Annotated in this window: 14 protein-coding genes; 7 read left to right on the top strand and 7 right to left on the bottom strand. The window is 67.2% G+C overall.

The features are described from left to right. Nucleotides 1-44: 44 nt before the first annotated feature. From AOA14_RS05840 to AOA14_RS05810, 7 genes are all read right to left on the bottom strand, one after another. Entirely contained in the window at nt 45-2,213 is a 2,169-nt protein-coding gene (locus tag AOA14_RS05840; RefSeq protein WP_062901133.1) for a primosomal protein N', read from the bottom strand. Between the two features lie 98 nt (nt 2,214-2,311). Further along, entirely contained in the window at nt 2,312-2,791 is a 480-nt protein-coding gene (locus tag AOA14_RS05835) for an SRPBCC family protein (protein ID WP_062764366.1), read from the bottom strand. Next, nucleotides 2,788-3,162, bottom strand: a complete 375-nt coding sequence (locus AOA14_RS05830; protein WP_062901132.1) for an ArsR/SmtB family transcription factor — start codon at nt 3,160-3,162, stop codon at nt 2,788-2,790. The genes AOA14_RS05835 and AOA14_RS05830 overlap by 4 nt, the downstream gene beginning before the upstream one ends. Nucleotides 3,163-3,268: 106 nt before the next feature. Continuing rightward, nucleotides 3,269-4,348 (bottom strand): PepSY-associated TM helix domain-containing protein, encoded by a 1,080-nt coding sequence (locus tag AOA14_RS05825; protein ID WP_062901131.1) that lies wholly within the window; start codon nt 4,346-4,348, stop codon nt 3,269-3,271. Then, complete coding sequence (locus AOA14_RS05820; RefSeq protein ID WP_062901130.1) at nt 4,348-6,483, bottom strand: TonB-dependent receptor; 2,136 nt, start codon at nt 6,481-6,483, stop codon at nt 4,348-4,350. The genes AOA14_RS05825 and AOA14_RS05820 overlap by 1 nt, the downstream gene beginning before the upstream one ends. A 168-nt stretch (nt 6,484-6,651) precedes the next feature. Beyond that, nucleotides 6,652-7,293, bottom strand: a complete 642-nt coding sequence (locus tag AOA14_RS05815) for an energy transducer TonB (RefSeq protein WP_062901129.1) — start codon at nt 7,291-7,293, stop codon at nt 6,652-6,654. Then, nucleotides 7,290-7,943, bottom strand: a complete 654-nt coding sequence (locus tag AOA14_RS05810) for a glutathione S-transferase family protein (protein WP_409372279.1) — start codon at nt 7,941-7,943, stop codon at nt 7,290-7,292. The genes AOA14_RS05815 and AOA14_RS05810 overlap by 4 nt, the downstream gene beginning before the upstream one ends. Nucleotides 7,944-8,111: 168 nt before the next feature. Here AOA14_RS05810 and AOA14_RS05805 point away from each other — a divergent pair, with 168 nt between their 5' ends. The 7 genes from AOA14_RS05805 (at nt 8,112) to acnA (ending at nt 20,093) form a co-directional block, all read left to right on the top strand. Further along, complete coding sequence (locus AOA14_RS05805; RefSeq protein WP_062901128.1) at nt 8,112-9,737, top strand: CHASE domain-containing protein; 1,626 nt, start codon at nt 8,112-8,114, stop codon at nt 9,735-9,737. After that, nucleotides 9,721-13,350, top strand: a complete 3,630-nt coding sequence (locus AOA14_RS05800; RefSeq protein ID WP_062901127.1) for a hydantoinase B/oxoprolinase family protein — start codon at nt 9,721-9,723, stop codon at nt 13,348-13,350. The genes AOA14_RS05805 and AOA14_RS05800 overlap by 17 nt, the downstream gene beginning before the upstream one ends. Further along, entirely contained in the window at nt 13,351-14,031 is a 681-nt protein-coding gene (locus tag AOA14_RS05795) for a DUF969 domain-containing protein (RefSeq protein ID WP_062901126.1), read from the top strand. Beyond that, nucleotides 14,028-14,966 carry a DUF979 domain-containing protein gene (locus tag AOA14_RS05790; protein WP_062901125.1) on the top strand — a complete coding sequence of 313 codons (939 nt, stop codon included), beginning with the start codon at nt 14,028-14,030 and terminating at the stop codon, nt 14,964-14,966. The genes AOA14_RS05795 and AOA14_RS05790 overlap by 4 nt, the downstream gene beginning before the upstream one ends. A 122-nt stretch (nt 14,967-15,088) precedes the next feature. Further along, nucleotides 15,089-16,087, top strand: a complete 999-nt coding sequence (locus AOA14_RS05785; protein ID WP_062901124.1) for a DUF2891 domain-containing protein — start codon at nt 15,089-15,091, stop codon at nt 16,085-16,087. A 52-nt stretch (nt 16,088-16,139) separates the two neighbouring features. After that, nucleotides 16,140-17,150 (top strand): LacI family DNA-binding transcriptional regulator, encoded by a 1,011-nt coding sequence (locus AOA14_RS05780; RefSeq protein WP_062901123.1) that lies wholly within the window; start codon nt 16,140-16,142, stop codon nt 17,148-17,150. Between the two features lie 270 nt (nt 17,151-17,420). Then, nucleotides 17,421-20,093 carry an aconitate hydratase AcnA gene (acnA, locus tag AOA14_RS05775; RefSeq protein ID WP_062901122.1) on the top strand — a complete coding sequence of 891 codons (2,673 nt, stop codon included), beginning with the start codon at nt 17,421-17,423 and terminating at the stop codon, nt 20,091-20,093. Nucleotides 20,094-20,104 lie beyond the last annotated feature (11 nt).

Here is a 20,104-nt window from a genome sequence, read left to right as displayed (position 1 = left end):
CAAAGGTCTAGCCCCAATGTCGGCCCTGTAAATGCCGATTCGCCTTAAACGAAACTATAGGGATCGACGTCGATCGCGAGGCGCACCTTTGCCGGCCAATCTATCCGACCGATCCAGTCGCGGATCGCGCCCTGCAGGTCGAAACTGCGCGGCGCGTGGAGGAGGAGGCGGAAGCGGTGGCGGCCGCGCAGCATCGCAAGCGGCGCGGGCGCGGGGCCATAGATAGCGAGACCATCGGCGACAGGCGCCTTTTCGCCCAGCCGCTGCGCGACGCCGCGCGCGACTTCGATATCCTCGGACGAAATGACGAGCGCGGCGAAGCGGCCATAGGGCGGCGCCCCGGCGAACTTTCTCGCCGCCGTTTCGGCGGCATAAAAGCCTTCGCGGTCGTTGGCGACCAGCGCCGCCATCACCGGCGCGTCGGGCACGCGTGTCTGGATCAGCACCTCGCCGGGCTTCACCCCGCGCCCCGCGCGTCCCGCAACCTGTGCGATCTGCTGGAAGGTCCGCTCCGCGGCGCGCAGATCGCCGCCGTCGAGGCCGAGGTCGGCGTCGACCACCCCGACGAGCGTAAGATTGGGGAAATGATAGCCCTTGGTCACGAGCTGGGTGCCGATGATGATGTCGACGAGTCCGCCCTCGACCGCCTCGACAAACTCGGCCGCCTTCGCGGGCGACCATAAGGTGTCGCTGGTGACAATCGCGGTGCGCGCCTCGGGAAAACGTAAGCTCACCTCGTCGGCGACGCGCTCGACGCCGGGGCCGCAGGCGACGAGGCTGTCCTCGTCCTCGCATTCGGGGCATAGGCGCGGCGGCGGCATCACATGGCCGCAATGGTGGCAGGCGAGGCGATGGACTAGCCGGTGCTCGACCATCCACGCGGTGCAGTTAGGGCATTGGATGCGGTGGCCGCAGGTACGGCACAGCGTCAGCGGCGCGAAGCCGCGGCGGTTGAGGAAAAGCAGGCTCTGCTCGCCCTTTTGCAACCGGTCGGCGAGTGCCTCAACGAGCGGCGGGGCGAGCCAGCGGCCGCGATCTGGCGGATCCTGCCGCATGTCGATTGCTGCCAGGTCGGGTAGTGTCGCGCCGCCATATCGGGCGGGCAGCACGATATGGCGGTAACGCCCTGCCTCGACCTGCGCGAGGCTTTCGAGCGCCGGAGTCGCGCTCGCAAGGATCACCGGCAGCCCCTCGAAATGGCCGCGCATCACCGCGACGTCGCGCGCGTGATAATGGACGCCATCCTCCTGCTTGAAGCTGGTTTCATGCGCCTCGTCGACGACGATCACGCCCAGATCGGCATAGGGCAGGAACAGCGCCGAGCGCGCGCCGACGACGATCTTCGCCTCGCCGCTTGCGATCGCGTGCCAGGCGCGCCGCCGCTCGACCGACCGCAGCCCGCTGTGCCATGCCACCGGCTCGCAGCCGAAGCGCGCCGCGAAGCGCGTCAGCATCGGTTCGGTAAGCGCGATTTCTGGGAGCAGGACCAGCGCCTGCCTGCCCGCTTCGATGGCGGCGGCAATCGCCTCCATATACACTTCGGTCTTGCCCGATCCCGTGACGCCGTCGAGCAGCAGCGTCTCGAACCCGCGGGCGGCGACGGCGTCGCGCAATTGCCCGGCGGCGGCCGCTTGCTCGTCCGAGAGGTCGGGCGGCGCGAAGCCGGGGTTGGGCTCCGGGTAGGGCTGATCGGCCGACACGCTCACCGCCTCGAGCGCGCCCGTCTGGACGAGGCCGCGGATCACCGCCTCGCTGACTTCGCCCAGCGCCGCGAGTTCGCGCACAATGCCTTGGCGCGCGCCGATCTTTTCGAGCGCCACGGTGCGCTGCGGCGTCATCCGTGCCGGCAGCTCTCCCGTGGCGCGATATTCGACGATGGGGCGCCGCGCGTCGGCAAAGGCGGCGCCGGGCAGAACCATGCGCAGCACCGATCCCGGGGGTGCGAGATAATAGTCGCTCGTCCATTCGACGAGGCGGCGCAGCGGGGCGCGGATCGGCGGCACCGGCACGACCTCGAACAGATTGCGCAGGCGGTTGTCGCCGACGGGTTCGGGGGCGCCGAAGCTTTCATCCTCCCACACCACGCCGCCCAGCCGCCGCGGGCCGAGCGGCGCGACGACGACGCTGCCGAGCGGCGCGTCGCTGCCGTGCGGGACGCGATAGTCGAGCGGGCCGAGGGCGGCGGTCAGAAGGAGGACGCGGGCGCGGGTCATGGAAGCGATGACGATATAGGAGCGCGGCGAAAATAGGAAAGCGCGCTATGCCTCGCCGAGCCGATACCCGATGTCCGCTGCCGACGTGCGCCGGCGGATCACATCGCCTTGATATAGTCGACCATCTGGCCGACCACGGTTCCCCAGCCGTCGTGGAAGCCCATTTCCTCATGCTTCTGGCGCGCGGCGCTGTCGCCGTGGACCGCGACGGCGCGATAGAGGGTGCTGTCGCCCTGCGGGGTCAGGAACAGGCCGGCGGTGAAGAAGGGCGCCGGCGCCGGCCGGAAGCCGGGGAGCAGCGTGTCGGTGAAGATCAGCCGTTCGCCCGGCACGACTTCCAGATAACAGCCGCTGTTGGGAAACTCCTCACCCTCGGGCGAGCGCATCGTCGTGCTGAAGACGCCGCCGGGGCGCAGGTCCATCTCGCAAGCGGTGACCGTCCAGGGCTTGGGCACGAACCAGTGCACCAGATGCTCGGGCGTGGTCCAGACCTTCCATACAAGGTCGGCGGGCACGTCGATCACGCGTTCGAGGACAAGGTCGAGGTCGGGGTCGACCGGGCTGAGCGGAAAGGTCATTCGAAGGTCTCCTTCTTGTTCTTGAGCGAGAGCAGATAGGCATCCATGCGGTCGAGCCGGCCTTCCCACAGGCGGCGCTGGGTCGCGAGCCAGTCCTCGGCCAGCCGCAGCCGGTCGGGGGCAAGGCTGTAGGTGCGGACCCGGCCAAGCTTGCGCGAATGGACGAGGCCGCAGCCTTCGAGCACCTTGAGGTGCGCGAGAAAGGAGGGGAGCGCCATGGGGTGGTGCGCCGCAAGTTCACTGACCGAGGCCGGTCGTTCGCCCAGCCGTTCGAGGACCTGCCGCCGTGTCGGGTCGGCGAGGGCGCGGAAGATGCCGTCGATCATCGCCGGTTCGGGCGCAATCGGGGCGTCGGGCCGGATGGTCGACATGGCGCATTCCTTTCGCCCGCCCTCCTAGCTCGGTCCAATACTTAGGTCAATGACTAACTATTGAGACAGGCACCGCGCGGTGCGATTTCGCTGGCGGATCGGGAGATCAGGCGGTGACGGTGCGGCGCGGACGGGAGCGGACGGGCTTCGGTCGCCGGAACCAGAAGGTCCACACTGCAAAGCTGCCGAGCATCGCCATCGTCAGCCCCGACAGGGTCATGACGATGCGATAGCCGAGTCCGCCGACCTTGGCGGCGTGCAGCGGATAGGCCTTGTTGAACGCCTGTGCGGCGGGCGCCATGGCGAGCGCGTCGCGCGCGCCGAGCAACTCGCCCGTCTGCGCATCGAACCAAAGCGTCGACCGGCCGTTGGGAAGCCATTCGGCCTGCTGGCGCATCCGCAGCATGATCGGGTCGCCCGCCTTGCGCGGCAGGCTGAGGATGCGGAACTCGCCGTCCGGAAAGCGGCGGCGCGCCTCGGCGAGCATCGCCGCATAGTCGGGCTTCGCAGCCAGCGGGCCGCCCTTATATTGGGGCGGCGCCATCGACTTCTCTGCCGCGGCAATCGAACCGAAGGGCGCGACGACAGCCATCGCGAAGGGGCGAAAGATCATCATCGTCCCGGTGACGACCGAAAGCAGCAACAGCGGTGCCATCACGATCCCCAGGTCGCGGTGATGCGTGACGATCGCCGGCCGGCTCATCCGCTTGGGCCACAGGCGCAGGCGGAAGGTCCGGCGCGTCCGCCACCACAGGATGACGCCCGACACAATGAAGAACAGCCCGCACAGGCCGGCGATGCCGATCACCCACTCGCCGCTGTCGCCGGCGAAGAGATGATGATGAAAATCGAAGATCCACAGCTCGGGCCGCTCCCACTGGCTCGCCCAGCGGGTGACGATCTGTCCGGTCTGGTCGGCATAGGCGCCGGCGCCTTCGTCGAAGCGGGTCTGGTGGAGACCGAAGCCGTCGCGGGCATAGATGATGCCCTGCGCGCCCGGCTGCGCCATGATCGCCTCGGTCGCCCGCGTCACGCTGCCAAGGTCGCTGCGCAGCGGATCGCCGCTATGCGGCAGCCCGATCCACGCATCCTTGTGCACGAGGATCGCGCCGGTGAGGCCGAGCAGGCCAAGCACCAGTCCGATCAGCCCGCCGGTCCAGCGGTGCAGCGTGTCGAGCAACTGCATCAGAAGCGATAATCCCAGCCCAGCGTGAAGGTGCGTCCGCGCCCGGCGAAGTTGAAGAAATTGTCGGTCGGGCGCTGGGTGTCGCTCGCATAGGCGATATATTGCCGGTCGAACAGATTCTGCACCGCCAGGCTGATGCCGCCGATCCGCGTCTGGTAGCGCAGGAAGGCGTCGGTCAGATTATAGCCCTCGAAATCGTTGCGCGGGTCGCGCGTCGGGCCAGTGAAACTGCGCGCCAGATAGAATTGCGTCTGGACGCGCGCCGACAGCGGCCCCTTGCCGTAGCTGGCGGCGAGGTTCAGCCGGTCGGGCGAGATATTCGCACCGTCAAGGTCGGTTTCGACCACATCGTCGCCGTCGGCATCATATTTGCCGTCGAGATGGGCATAGCCGGCCGAGACGGTCAGACCGTCGATCGGCAATTTGACCGCCAGATTGATTTCCAGTCCCTCGATCGCGACGCGCTGGCGCAGCACGTCGAAAATGCCGTCGGGCCGGGCGACGAGCAATTGCCCCTCCTTGCTCGACGACCAGAAATAGGTCGCGCTCGCATCGAGCGGGCCGCGCTTCACCTCGACACCGATCTCGCGGTTGTTCGAAACGATCGGACGGATGTTGAGGAAATTGTCGATCTCGACCCCCGGCGTGCTCACCGCGCGGGTGATGCGGCCGACGTCGGGGGCGGTATAGCCCTCGGCATAGCTCGCATAGGCGCGGATGCCGGGGATCGGCTCGACGATAACCCCGCCGTTCAGCAGCACGTCGTCGAAACTCGGGCTGCCACCCTTGACGAAGGTGCGGCCGGCGCTCGCGAGCGTGGTATAATCGTCGATGCTGATCTTCACATTCTCGTAGCGCGCGCCGCCGGCGACGCGGACGAGCCCGTCGAACAATTTGAGATTGGCCTGTCCGAACGGCGCGAAGCTGCGGAAATCGGTCGGCGGCACCCAGACGCGGTCGGTGGCGATCAGCCGCTGCTCGGTCGAATCCCACAGCGCGTCGAAACCGGCGATCAGCGTCAGTGCCTCGAAACCGGGCACCGCACGCTCATAGCTCAGCTTGGCGCCATATTTGCGGCTGCGGTTCTGCGATTGATCGAACAGCGTTCCGACCGGCGCGATCTGGACGTCCTGGAAGGTCGCGATCGGATTGGGTTCGCCGCCGAAGGTGTCGCGGGTACGGTTCCAGAAAATCTGGCCGACGAAATTCCCGCCGCCAAGGTTGCTGTCGGTCAACGACAGCGCCAGGCTTTCGGTGCGGCTCGCGGCGGGATCGCCGGGCGGGGTGCCGCGCGCTGCGCTGGTCGGCAGGCCGGTCGCACGATTGCCTGCCAACGCTACATAATCGCCGTCGCCCTTCAACTCGTAACGGCTGGCGATCAGGTCGAGCCGCATCGTGTCCGTGACCTCGTAGCCAAAGCGTCCGAACAGCGAGAGCGTCTTGGAATCCTGCGTCTCGCCCTGCGTCAGATTGATCCCGACCGGGCGGCCCTCGCTGTCACGAAAGATCCCGCGCACCTCATAGGCGGCGCCGACCGACGCGTCGAAGCGACCGGCCCGATACTGGATCAGCCCCGCCGCCTTGCCGCCCATGCCGGCTTCGGAAAATTCGTCGTCGGCGGTGCCCTGCAGCAGCAGCCGGCCGCTGACGCCTTCGGTCTTCGGCGCGCCGACCGTCACCTGATTGACGATGCCGCCGGTGCCGCCGATCCCCTGCAGCGCGTTCGAACCATAAATGACCTCGACGCGGTCGATGAAGAAGCCGTCGATGGTGAAGCCGTCGCGGCTGCCGTCGCGCAGCGGGGTCGATTGGGGAATGCCGTTGATGGCATAGAGCGGCGAGCGCCCGCGCAGCGTCTCGCCCGCGCCCGACAATTTCTGCCGCGTCGGCGAAAAGCTGGGGGTCAGCGTTGCGACCGCGTCGGTGACCGATCCCGAAATCAGCACCTGCTGATCGAGCGCGTCCTTGCCGATGACATCGACCGTCAGCGGCAGGGCGTTGGGCGGTAGGATCGTGCGCGCCGCGGTGACGACGATATGTTCCTCGGCGTTCGTGTCAGGCGCCGCGGACTGCGCGAGCGCGGGGGAGGAAAGTGCGGTGCAGGCAAGCGCCGCAGTGACAATTTTGCGAATCATTCTCAACTCCTGTTGAGGAGGCCGCTAGTGCGACTGATTCGCAAATGCAAGGGATTTCAAGGCGAAGTTTGGCCGAACGCAATTCCTTTGCCGCTTCGCTTTCCTGGATAGCGCATGGGATGACGAGAGCGGCACACGCTGCGTCTCGCTGGCCGCCCCCCCCCCCCGCTATTCGATGGCCCAACTCAGCCGCGAGCGGAACTGCGCGGGGCGCGGCTTTCCCTGCGCGTCGAGGGCGGGCAGGAACAGCCCGCTTCGCATCAGGACCTCGCAGGTCTTGCGATCAAGGATGTCGCTGCCGGCCGATTTTGTGATGTGGCAAGCGGTCGGGCGGCCCGAAGGTGCAACATCCAGTATGAACTCGCTGGCACCTTGCGCCCGTGTACCGGGATAATCGGCAGGCAGGACCCAGCGCTCGGGGCTTATTGGCGTCAGGCCATCGTCGTCGGTGGCGTCGGGCTCGGCGCCTGCCTTGTCGGGCTTGGTCCAGGCGATGCGTAGGCGCGGCAATGCTTGCCGTTTACCGTTGCGATCGACCCCCGCCGCTGCCCAGCCGAGCTTTTTGAGCGCGAGCGCGCAGGACGCATCGGCGATCGCCGGCCCGCCTCGCACGCTGCCAGCCTTGCACGTCGGCGCGTTGCTCGCTTCGTCATGGCGCAGCGTTACGATCGCTTCGCCCGCCGCTTCGTCCGCGAGGCCGACGAGCAACCGGTCGGCGTCGGTGGCACGCGCCACCGGCATCGACGGTTGCGCGGCCGCCGGGGATGCGAGCGCCAGCGCGCCCGCGATCGCCGCGCCGGTCCGGATCAACCCGCCAGCACCTTCGCCATCATCCGCTCTTCCTTGGCGATCCAGGGCGCCATGCTCGGGCGCGACAGGATCGCCTCGCTCCACGCGGCGATTTTGGGATAGGTTGCGGCATCGATCGTTACGCCGCAGTGACGGACGTTGACCAGCGGTGACACCGCCGCCAGATCGGCGAGGGTCAGCCGGTCGCCGACCAGAGAACCTGACGCCGGGATCGCGCTTTCCAGATAGGCGAGCAATTTTGGCAGTTCGTCGGCTTCGGCTTCGGCGGCGGCGGCGAGGTCGCCTTCGCGGCCCAGGAATTTGGGGGCGACGATGCGATTGAAGAACATCTTGCCGCCGCAGGCCGCGAACACGGTGTCGCCGAACTCGTCCCACCACACGGTGCGGCCGCGCGCTTCGGGGTCGGCGGGGATCAGCGCCGGTTCGGGATATTTCGCTTCGAGATAGTGGATGATCGCGCTCGAATCGGCGAGCAGGAAGCCGTCGTCGTCGATCGCCGGCATCTTGCCGAGCGGCGAAGCGGCACGAAAGCCGGGATCAGGATCGCCGATGCCGACGCCCTTGAGCTCGAAATCGAGGCCCTTTTCGCCCAGAAACCCCAGCAATTTTCGTACGAACGGCGATACGATCGACCCATAGACTATCATCATGACATCCTCCTGATTCCAGCCCGAGCATAGGCGGTCGGTTGCTCACTGCAACCTGTTCGATGATTGCAGCGATGCGCAAGAAATGCTGCTTGCTATCGGTCGCTTGGCATGCTCCTATTTGTGACAGAGGGGGGCGCTGCTACGGCAGCAATCATCAGGATATGTGTAATGCGCCCTTCGCTCTGGGCAGATCGGCTGATGGCCCTTTCGGTCCGCTTCGTCGGGCTCGGCATCCTGGCAGCGGCCCTAGCCGCGGCGGTCGCCAGCTTCTTCTACAACAAGGCGCAGGAGGATGAGCAGGCGACCCGCGTCGCGATGCAGGTCAACGTCCGGCTGCGCGATCAGCTCGCGGTGCTCGAAGGGGTGCGCGCGCTCTATCAGTCCGACACGGCGGCGAGCGGGCCGGGAGTTCGCGCCTTCCTCGCGGCGCTGCGGCCGCAGGTGCGCGCGCCGGGGATGCAGGGGGTCGGCATCGCCGTCGCGATCCAGCAGGATACTCCCGCCGCGGCCGAAGCGCAGCTGCGCGAAAATTACGGCAGGGAGATCAAGGTCTGGCCGCGGACAAGTGAGCCGATCGGCTTTCCCATCGTCCTTGTCGAACCCGACAATGCTCGCAACCGCGGGGCGCTCGGCTACGACATGTACAGCGAATCGATCCGGCGCGAGGCGATGCGCCGCGCCTGGCAGACCGGTCAGCCGGCAGCGAGCGGGATCGTCGAACTGATCCAGGAACGTAGTGCGCAGCATAAGCAGCCGGGCTTCCTGATCTATGTGCCCGTCTACGCCAACCCGCCCGTGGCTGCAGACGCCGCGCCTTCGGCGGTGCCGCCGCCCTCGGCCGGGCAACCGATCGAGGCCTTTGTCTACGCGCCGTTCCGCATCGAGAATCTGATGCGCGCGGTGCTGGGAAACCAGCTCGATACGGTCGACGGGATCGAAGTTTATGCCGGCGAAGGCCCGTCGGCGCCGCTCGTCTTCCGTCATGGCAAGGTTGGCTGGGACGCGCATGAGGAGACGCTGCGCGTCGCCGATCGCCGCTGGACGATGCGGCTGTCCTACGGCCGCTTCATCGACCGGCTGGGCCGTCCGCTCGCGATCCTGCTGTTCGGCGCTGCGCTCGCCTGGCTCGCGGTGCAGTTGCACCGCTTGCAGCATCGCCGCCTCGGCGCGGCGCAGGCGCTGGCGGAGGAGAAGGAGCGTCATGCCGAAGATCGTGAGTTGATGATCGGCGAAATGGCGCACCGCATGAAAAACGCCTTCGCCCGCATCGGCGCGCTCGCGCGGATCACGCTGCGCGAGGTCGACAGCCTCGAGGCGTTCGAGACGAAATTCGACGGGCGACTGCGCGCATTGTCCGATTCGAAGCAGATGCTGGTTACCGGCGCGGTCGATACGGTCGACCTAGGCCGTATCGTCCGCCGCGAGCTCGACATTGCGGGCTGGGACGCACAGCGGCTTGCCGCGGTCGAAGGCCCGGACGTGCGGCTTGACGAAGAGGGCGCGCAGGCTATTGCGCTTGCCGTGCACGAACTGGTGACCAACAGCGTCAAATATGGCGCGCTCGGCGGGAAGGGCGATCTTGCGGTCGGCTGGCGCCGCGACGGCGGCGATGTCGAGCTGTCGTGGATCGAAAGCGGCCTGCCCGAAACCCCGCACATCGAAAGCGAAAGCTTTGGCACCCAGTTCATCCGCTCGCTGATCGAACGCCAGCTCAAGGGGCAATGGACCCGCGCCGCCGCCGATCACGGCCTGTCCATCGTCATTCGCTGGCCCGATCGTGTCGCCACCGCCTGATCCGCGCTGGCATATCTGGATCGATCGCGGCGGCACCTTCACCGATGTCGTCGCGCGCTCGCCGGCGGGCGCGGTCGTCACTGCCAAGTATCTCTCCGAAGACCCGGCGCGCCCTGGCGACGCGGCGGTGGGTGCGATCCGCGACCTGACCGGCGCCGGGACAGGCGCGCTGCCGCCGCTCGCGGTGCGCATGGGGTCGACCGTCGCGACCAACGCGCTGCTCGAACGCAAGGGCGCGCCGACCCTCCTCGCGATCACGCGCGGCTTCGGCGATGCGCTGACCATCGGCTATCAGGATCGCCCCGACCTGTTCGCGCGCCGGCTCGACCGCACACCTCCGCCGCACGCCCAAGTTGCCGAAATCGCCGAGCGCGTCGGTCCCGACGGCGAATTGCTGATCCCGCTCGACGAAGACGCCGCGCGCACCGCGCTGCAAAAGGCGCGTGCGGCGGGAATCGACAGCATCGCGATCATATTGATGCACGGCTATCGCTATCCCGCGCACGAACGGCGCCTGGCAGAGATTGCCGCCGAACTCGGCTTCGCGCAGATTTCGGTCAGCCATGAGGTGAGCGCCCTGATCAAGTTGGTCGGGCGCGGCGACACGACGCTTGCCGACGCCTATCTGTCGCCGGTGCTGCGGCACTATGTCGGCCAGTTCTGCGCCCAGCTTGGCGACGATAGCCGTCCGCAGTTCATGAAAAGCTCGGGCGGGCTCGCATCGGCCGCGGCGTTCCATGGCCGCGATGCGATTCTCTCGGGTCCGGCGGGCGGCATCGTCGGCATGGTCGGCAGCGCCGCGCCGCTGGGCGAGGATCGCCTCATCGGCTTCGACATGGGCGGCACCTCGACCGACGTCAGCCATTATGCCGGGCGGCTCGAACGCGATAACGAAAGCATCGTCGCGGGCACGCGCATCCGGGCGCCGATGCTGCGTATCCACACCGTCGCCGCCGGGGGCGGTTCGATTTGCCGCTGGGACGGTGCGCGCCTGCTCGTCGGACCCGAAAGCGCGGGCGCCAATCCCGGCCCCGCCGCCTATGGCCGCGGCGGGCCGCTGACCGTCACCGACTGCAACGTGCTGCTCGGCAAGATTCAGCCCGAACATTTCCCCAGGCTCTTCGGACCGGCCGGCGACCAGCCGCTCGATCGCGCCATCGTCGCCGAAAAATTCGCTGCGCTGGCGGCCGAAGTCGGCGACATCACGCCCGAGGCGCTTGCGGAGGGGCTGCTAGCGATTGCGGTTCAGCAGATGGCGAACGCGATCAAACGTATCACCATCGCGCGCGGACATGATGTGACACAGGGCTACCATCTCGTCGGCTTCGGGGGCGCCGCGGGGCAGCATGTGTGCCTCGTGGCCGACGCATTGGGGATCGACCGGATCCTGCTCCACCCGCTCGCCGGGGTGTTGTCAGCCTATGGTATGGGCCTCGCACGGCCCTCGGCGATCCGCGAGCGCACGCTTGCGCTGCCGCTCGGCGCGAGCTGCGTCGAACCGCTGCACCGCGCGGAGGCCGAACTCGTCGCTCAGGCGCGCGGCGATCTTGCACCCGACGTAACGGTGACGCACGAAACCCTGCTGTTCGTGCGTCTTGCCGACAGCGACAATGCGATCGAGCTGCCGACCGGAGATCCCGCCACGGTGCGCGCTGCCTTCATCGACGCCTTCCGCGGGCGTTTCGGCTATGCGCCGCATGACGATCTGGTCGTCGATCGCATCCGTGTCGAACTGACCGAAGCGGGCGGCGCGCCCGCGGCTCTTCCCGCGCCCGCGCCAGCGGCCGAGGTCGAGGCGGAAACCGTCACCGCCTGGCTCGCGGGCGGACCCTGCGCCGTCCCACTTCATCAGCGCAGCGCGCTTGCTCCCGGCCGCAGCATCACTGGCCCGGCGATCATCGTCGATCCGCTGTCGACGACCGTCGTCGAACCCGGCTGGACGGCAACGGTCGAGCCCGAGGGGACGCTGCGGCTCGCAAAGCCATCGGCCATTCGTCCCGTCGCCTTGCCATCGCAAGGAGGCAGTGACGATCCTGCAGCACCCGATCCCGTGCGCCTCGAAATCTTCAACAGCCTGTTCATGGCGATTGCCGAGGAAATGGGCGGCGCGCTTCAGCACAGCGCTTCGTCGATCAATATTCGCGAACGGCTCGATTTCTCCTGCGCGCTGTTCGACGGCGAAGGGCGGCTCGTCGCCAATGCGCCGCACATGCCGGTGCATCTGGGGTCGATGGGCGAAAGCGTGCGGACCATATTGCGCCAGCGCGGTCCGGGCGCCGACGGTCGCCCGCGCGACGGACGCGGCATCCGGCGCGGCGATGCCTATGCGCTCAACGCCCCCTATGACGGCGGCACCCATTTGCCCGACATCACCGTCATCATGCCGGTGTTCGTCGATACGGGTGCCGATACCCCCGCCTTTTTCGTCGCGGCGCGCGGCCACCACGCCGATCTCGGCGGGATAGCGCCCGGATCGATGCCGCCGGGCAGCCGCAATATCGCAGAAGAAGGCATCATCTTCGACAATATGCTGATCGTCGATGACGGCCATTTCCGCGACGCCGCCGTGCAGGAGCATCTGACCGCAGGCGACCTGCCGGCGCGCAACCCGGCGCTCAACATCGCCGATCTGAAGGCGCAGGTCGCCGCCTGCCAGCGCGGCGCCAGCGGCCTTGCCGACCTCGCCGCCGCGCACGGAAGCGCGACCGTCGCCGCCTATATGGCACATGGTCAGCGTCAGGCGGAGGCGGCGGTGCGTCAGCTCGTCGCGCGGCTGGGCGATGGTCATTTCCGCTATGCGATGGACAATGGCGCCGAAGTCGTCGTCACCGTGTCAGTCGATCGCGCGGCGCGCCACGTCACCATCGACTTTACCGGCTCGTCGGCGACGCTCCCCGATAATTTCAACGCGCCGCTGCCGGTCGTGCGCGCGGCGGTGCTCTATGTGCTGCGCACGATGCTCGACGACCCGATACCGATGAACGAGGGCTGCCTGGCGCCGGTGACATTGATTGTTCCCGACGATTCAATGCTCTCGCCGCGCTTTCCAGCCGCGGTTGTCGCGGGCAATGTCGAGACCAGCCAGGTCATCACCGACGCGCTGTTCGCCGCCTTCGGCGCGATGGCGGGAGCGCAGGGGACGATGAACAATTTCACCTTCGGCAACGAGGCCTACCAATATTATGAAACGATCGCCGGCGGATCGGGCGCTGGCCTCGGCTTCGACGGCACCGCGGTGATCCAGACGCACATGACCAACAGCCGGATGACCGATCCCGAAGTGATGGAGGCGCGCTTCCCGGTGATCGTCGAGGAATTCTCGATCCGCAAAGGTTCGGGCGGTGCGGGCCGCTGGCACGGCGGCGACGGCGCTACGCGCCGCATCCGGTTTCGCGAACCGATGGCTGCGAATATTCTCGCTAATCGTCGTCGGATCGCGCCGTGCGGCCTTGCGGGCGGGGCCGACGGCGCACCGGGCCGCAACTGGATCGAGCGCGCGGACGGGACGACCGAAGAACTGGGCGCGACTGCCAGCGCGGACCTGAGCGCGGGCGACGCCTTCGTCATCGAAACCCCCGGCGGCGGCGGTTATGGCGAAGCGGAGGGGGATTAGATGCTTGTCCTGATCGGGATTGCCATCATCATCGCGGGCTTCCTGCTCCGCTTCAATCCGCTGCTCGTCATCATGGCGTCGGCGCTCGCGACGGGTCTGGCCGCCGGGCTTGACGTCACCGCGATCATCGCCGCCTTCGGCAAGGCGTTTAACGACACACGCTATGTCAGCATCGTCTGGATCGTGCTCCCCGTCATCGGCCTGCTCGAAGCCTATGGGCTTCAGCAGCATGCGCGCTCGCTGATCGGGCGGATCAAGGGCGCGACGCTCGCCCGGCTGCTCGCCTCCTATCTGCTGCTGCGCCAGGCGATGTCGGCGGTCGGGCTGACGTCGGTGGCCGGGCATCCGCAGACGGTGCGTCCGCTCGTCGCGCCGATGGCCGAAGCCGCCGCGGAGGCGCAGGGCGTCGCGCTGAGCGATGCCCAGCGCGACGAGATCCGGGCCTATGCGGCCGCGACCGACAATGTCGGACTGTTTTTCGGCGAAGATATCTTCCTCGCCATCGGGTCGATCCTGCTGATGAAGGGGCTGCTCGAAGGCTATGGCTATGTCATCGAACCGCTGCATTTCTCGGTCTGGGCGATCCCGACCGCGATCGCGGCCTTCCTGATCCACGGCTTCCGGCTGCGGCTGCTCGAAAAGCGGATGCTGCGCGCGCCGGGGCAAGGGATCGGCGCATGATCACGCTCGGTTTCGTCTATGTCCTCGCCGGACTGACCTTCGCGATCTTCGCCGCGCTCGGCCTCGGTGATCGCAGCAATCCCAAACGCTTTGGCAACGCCGCCTTCTGGGGGCTGCTCGCACTGTCGATGCTCGCGGGCGACCGGCTCGGCGATTTCGGCAACGGGCTGCTCGTGCTTGCACTCGTCGCGATCGCCGGGGCGGGCCAGATCGGCCGCGCGCCGGGCGGCGACGTGGCGGCGGGCGTGCAGGCCGAACGCGCAGCGAAATACGGCAATTTCCTGCTTGTCGTCGCGCTCATCATCCCGGCGGTCGCACTCGCCGGCACCTTCCTCTTCAAATGGGTGCCGGGGCTCGCCGATCCGAAGCAGGCGACGCTGATCTCGCTCGGCATCGGCGTGGTGATCGCGCTCGCCGTAGGCATGGCGCAGCTGCGGCCCGCGCTCTTGCTCCCGGCGCAGCAGGGGCGGCGGCTGCTCGACGCGGTCGGCTGGGCGGCGATCCTGCCGCAGATGCTCGCCAGCCTCGGCGCGGTGTTCGCGCTCGCCGGGGTCGGCGAAGTCGTCGGCGACCTGATCGGCGCCGCGATCCCGCAAGGCAGCCTGTTCGGCGCCGTCGTCGCCTTCGGGCTCGGCATGGCGCTCTTCACCATGGTGATGGGCAACGCCTTCGCCGCCTTTCCGGTGATGATCGCGGCGGTCGGCATGCCGCTGCTGATCAAGCAATATGACGGCAACCCCGCGGTCGTCGCCGCGATCGGCATGCTTGCGGGCTTCTGCGGCACGCTGATGACCCCGATGGCGGCGAACTTCAACCTGGTCCCCGCCGCGCTGCTCGAGCTGAAAAACCCCTATGGCGTCATCAAGGTGCAGATCGGCACCGCGATCCCGCTGCTCGCGGTCAATATCCTCTTCATCTGGCTGTTTGCGTTTTAGCGCCGCTTTCAAATTTCCGTTCGCCCTGAGCTCGTCGAAGGGCCATTCTTCATTCTGCAGCGTCGAAAGAGAAGAACGGTGCTTCGACAAGCTCAGCACAAACGGATAGAGAAATTCCGGTAATGACCGACCTCACCCCCGACCACGCCGTCCGCTTTGCCACCGCGACCCTGTCGCATCTCGGCCGCGAATATCCCTACAAGATGGACCTGGTGCTGAACGGGCCGGAGGACGCACGGCCCCCGCGCGAGCATCACCCGATCTTTCACGGCAGTTTCGACTGGCATAGCTGCGTCCATGGCTGGTGGCAGATCCTTCGCCTTGCGCGCCTCTATCCCGATCTTCCCGTTGCGGCCGAGATCCGCGCGCGCGCCGATGCGATGCTCGTGCCGGGCAAGGTCGCGGGCGAGCTTGCCTTTCTGGACCGGCCGATGTCGGCGGGTTTCGAACGTCCCTATGGCTGGGCGTGGCTCCTCGCGCTCCATGCAGAGGCCGAACAGCACAACGCCCCCTGGGCCGTCGCGCTCGAACCGCTCGCGCTCGCCTTTGCGGCGCGTTTCCACGCCTTCCTGCCCAAGCTCACCTATCCCTTGCGCGTCGGCACCCATTTCAACATCGCTTTCGCGCTGCTCCTCGCGCGCCACTGGGCCGCGCTCCGCGACCCCGCGCTCGTCGCGCTTGTCGATGCCCGCGCGCGCGACTGGTTCGCCGGCGACCGCGATTGTCAGGCATGGGAACCCGGCGGCGACGAATTTCTCTCCTCGGCGTTGACCGAGGCGCATCTGATGGCGGTCGTGCTCGGCGACGCCTTCCCGGTGTGGTTCGAGGTCTTCCTGCCCCGCGCCGCTGCGCATCAACCCGCAACGCTTTTCATCCCCGCCACCGTGTCGGACCGCAGCGACGGCAAGATCGCGCATCTCGACGGCCTCAATCTCAGCCGCGCCTGGTGCTGGCGTGCGATCGCCGCCAAGCTCGGCGCGGCGCACCCCGTTGCCCCCGTCGCCGAAGCTGCCGCCGAGCAGCACCTCGCCGCCGCGCTCCCGCACGTCACCGGCGACTATATGGGCGAACATTGGCTCGCGAGCTTCGCGCTCCTGGCATTGGACGGCCTCGCCGATTGACAAGCCCCGGCGTGGACGCAAGAGACGGCGTAAGAGGGGAGACGGACTGCACATGAAAACCCTGCGCCCGACATCGTTCGACGTCGCCGAGCGCGCGGGCGTGTCGCAGTCGACCGTCTCGCGCGCGCTGCGCAGCAGCCCCGGCGTCAACGCCGAAACGCGCGCCCGCGTCGCGCAGGCGGCGGCCGAGCTTGGCTATGTTGTCGATCGCCACGCCTCGTCGCTCCGCCTCAAAAGCAGCGAGACGATCGCGCTCGTTACTATCTGCCGCCCAGGCGAAGACCGCAGCGCGATCAACCCTTTCTACTTTGCGCTGCTCGGCAGCATCGCCGCCGCCACCTCGGCACGCGGCTTCAACCTGCTCGTTTCCTTTCAGGAGAGCGAAGCCAATTTCCGCGCCGATTTCGTTCGCTCGGGGCTCGCCGACGCGATGATCGTCATCGGCACGACCAGCAACCGCGCCGCGTGGGATTATTTCGCCGCGGCGCAGGCATCGGGGCATGATTTCACCTGCTGGGGCAGCCCCGGCGGGGACTTCCACTGGATGCGCAGCGATAATGAGGTGGGCGGGCGCCTCGCCGCCGATCATCTCGTCGCCTCAGGCCGTCGCCGCCTCGCCTTCGTCGGCCCGCAGCGCTCGCCGCAGCGCCAGTTCGACGAGCGCCGCGACGGCTTCACCGCAGCGCTCGCCGCGCAAGGCCTCGCCCCCATCCTCGCCGAGCCGCCGCCGGCGGAAGATCGCCATGCAGAGGGCATCGCCGCCGCGCGTGCTCTGCTCGCCGCGCATCCCGACATCGACGGTATTTTCGCTGCCAGCGACATGCTCGCGCTGGGGGTGCTACAGGGGATCAAGGATATGGGGCGCAGCGTGCCCGGCGACGTCGCGCTGATCGGCTTCGACGGCATTCGCGCCGGCACGCTCGCCGACCCAGCGCTCACCACGATCGAGCCCGATCTCGACGCCGCGGGTGAGGCGCTCGTCGCCATGGCGCTGGAGGATGATGCCCACGCCCGCGACGGCACCCGCATACCCGTCCGCCTCGCGGTGCGCGGTACTGCCTGACGCGATTGTTCGGGCGGGATCGTCATCCCGAATAACAAAGCTTCGGGACCGCGGCGCTTTGTGTCCTGGTCCGGGGAAATTTCGGGCGCCGCCCGTGGACGAAAGGCCGGGTTCGCGTGCATCGTCCACCGCCACCCCCTTGCAATTCCTGCCTTCCGGCGTAAGGCGGCGCGGACATAAACCCGCGCGTGCGACTCCGCTTGCCCCGCTCTCCTGGCTTGGGCGGCCGGCCGTCATTCCCCGCCGCGCCAACATGGGGACTGCTGACCTATGACCACCACCGGCCACGACACGCTCGGAACCCGCTCGACGCTGAATGTCGGCGGCAAGAGTTACGCCTATTATTCGCTCGAAAAGGCGGCAGCAAAGCTGGGCGATGTTTCGCGCCTGCCGTTCAGCATGAAGGTGCTGCTCGAAAATCTGCTGCGCTTCGAGGACGGCGGCTTCACCGTTTCGACCGATGACGTCCAGGCGCTGGTCGACTGGCAGAAGGATCCCCATTCGAACCGCGAAATCCAGTATCGCCCGGCGCGCGTGCTGCTGCAGGATTTCACCGGCGTTCCCTGCGTCGTTGACCTTGCCGCGATGCGCGATGCGATTGCCAAGCTCGGCGGCGACACGACCAAGATCAACCCGCTCGTCCCCGTCCACCTCGTCATCGACCACTCGGTCATGGTCGACGAATTCGGCACGCCCAAGGCGTTCGAGCAGAATGTCGAGATCGAATATTATCGCAACGGCGAACGCTATGACTTCCTGAAATGGGGGTCGAAGTCGCTGTCGAACTTCAAGGCGGTGCCTCCCGGCACCGGCATCTGCCACCAGGTCAACCTCGAGCATATCGCGCAGGCGGTGTGGTCGAGCGAGGATGCCGACGGCACCACCGTCGCCTATCCCGACACCTGCGTCGGCACCGACAGCCACACGACGATGATCAACGGCCTCGGCGTCCTCGGCTGGGGCGTCGGCGGGATTGAAGCGGAAGCCGCGATGCTCGGCCAGCCCGTGTCGATGCTGATCCCCGAAGTCGTTGGCTTCAAATTCACCGGCAAGCTGAAGGAAGGCGTCACCGCGACCGACCTCGTGCTCACCGCGACGCAGATGCTGCGCGCCAAGGGCGTCGTCGGCCGCTTCGTCGAATATTTCGGCCCCGGCCTCGCTTCGCTGAGCCTCGCCGACCGCGCGACGCTCGCCAATATGGCGCCCGAATATGGCGCGACGTGCGGCTTCTTCGGCATCGACGACAAGACGATCGATTACATGCGCCTGACCGGCCGCAGCGAAGAAAATATCGCGCTGGTCGAAGCCTATGCGAAGGCGCAGGGGCTGTGGATCGTCGACGGCGCGGCGGACCCTGTATTCACAGACACGCTCGAACTCGACCTGTCGACCGTCGTCCCGTCGCTCGCCGGGCCGAAGCGGCCGCAGGACCGGGTCTCGCTTCCCGATGTCGACGATGTGTTCAATGCCGACATGGCAAAGGTCTATAACAAGGCGCAGACGCGCGTGCCGGTCGAGGGCAAGGATTTCGACATCGGCGACGGCGACGTCACCATCGCCGCGATCACCAGCTGCACCAACACCTCGAACCCCGGCGTTCTCGTTGCCGCGGGGCTCGTCGCCAAAAAGGCCGACGAGCTGGGCCTGAAGCCCAAGCCGTGGGTCAAGACCAGCCTCGCGCCGGGATCGCAGGTCGTAACCGACTATCTCGAAAAGGCCGGGCTGCAGAAGCATCTCGACAATATCGGCTTCAACCTCGTGGGCTATGGCTGCACGACGTGCATCGGCAACTCGGGTCCGCTTGCCGAGCCGATTTCGAAGGCGATCAACGAGAATGGCCTCGTCGCCGCGGCGGTCATTTCGGGCAACCGCAACTTCGAAGGCCGCGTGTCGCCTGACGTGCGCGCCAACTTCCTCGCCTCTCCGCCGCTCGTTGTCGCCTATGCGCTCAAGGGCACGGTGATCGAGGATTTCACCACCACCCCGATCGGCACCGGCAAGGACGGGCAGGACGTTTTCCTCAAGGACATCTGGCCGACCAACCAGGAAGTCGCCGACATGGTCGCCGGCGCGGTCGACCGCGACATGTTCGAGGCGCGCTACGCGCACGTCTACAAGGGCGACGCGCACTGGCAGAAGATCGAGGTCGAGGGCAGCGACACCTATCAGTGGCGCGCTGGCTCGACCTATGTCGCCAACCCGCCCTATTTCGAGGGCATGTCGATGACGCCGGCACCGGTCAGCGACATCGTCGGCGCAAAGCCGCTTGCGATCCTCGGCGACAGCATCACCACCGACCATATTTCTCCGGCGGGCAGCATCAAGGCGGACTCGCCGGCCGGAAAATGGCTGATGGAACATCAGGTCAGCAAGGCCGACTTCAACAGCTATGGCGCACGCCGCGGCCACCACGAAGTGATGATGCGCGGCACCTTCGCCAACATCCGCATCAAGAATGAAATGGTCCCGGGCATCGAAGGCGGCATGTCGCGTTATGGCCAGGAAGTCATGCCGATCTACGACGCCGCGATGCGCCACAAGGCCGATGGCACCCCGCTCGTGGTGATCGCCGGCAAGGAATATGGCACCGGCTCGTCGCGCGACTGGGCGGCGAAGGGCACTAACCTGCTCGGCGTCCGCGCCGTCATCGTCGAAAGCTTCGAGCGCATCCACCGCTCGAACCTTGTCGGCATGGGCGTGCTGCCGCTCCAGTTCCTCGAGGGGCAGACCCGCGAGACGCTGGGCCTGACCGGCGACGACAGCTTCACCATCACGGGTATCGCCGACATCAAGCCGCGCCAGACGGTGACGGTCGAGGTCACGCGCCCCGACGGCTCGACCTTCAGCTTCGATACGCTGTGCCGCATCGACACCGCGAACGAGGTCGAATATTATATGAACGGCGGCATCCTGCACTATGTGCTGCGCAAGCTCGCGGCCTGATTGCCGCAGGA

The sequence above is a fragment of the Sphingopyxis terrae subsp. terrae NBRC 15098 genome, from assembly GCF_001610975.1.
GTDB classification, from domain to species: Bacteria; Pseudomonadota; Alphaproteobacteria; order Sphingomonadales; family Sphingomonadaceae; genus Sphingopyxis; species Sphingopyxis terrae_A.
The sequence above is the reverse complement of the archived record's forward strand: the minus strand, read 5'-3'. Positions and strand labels throughout refer to the sequence as shown.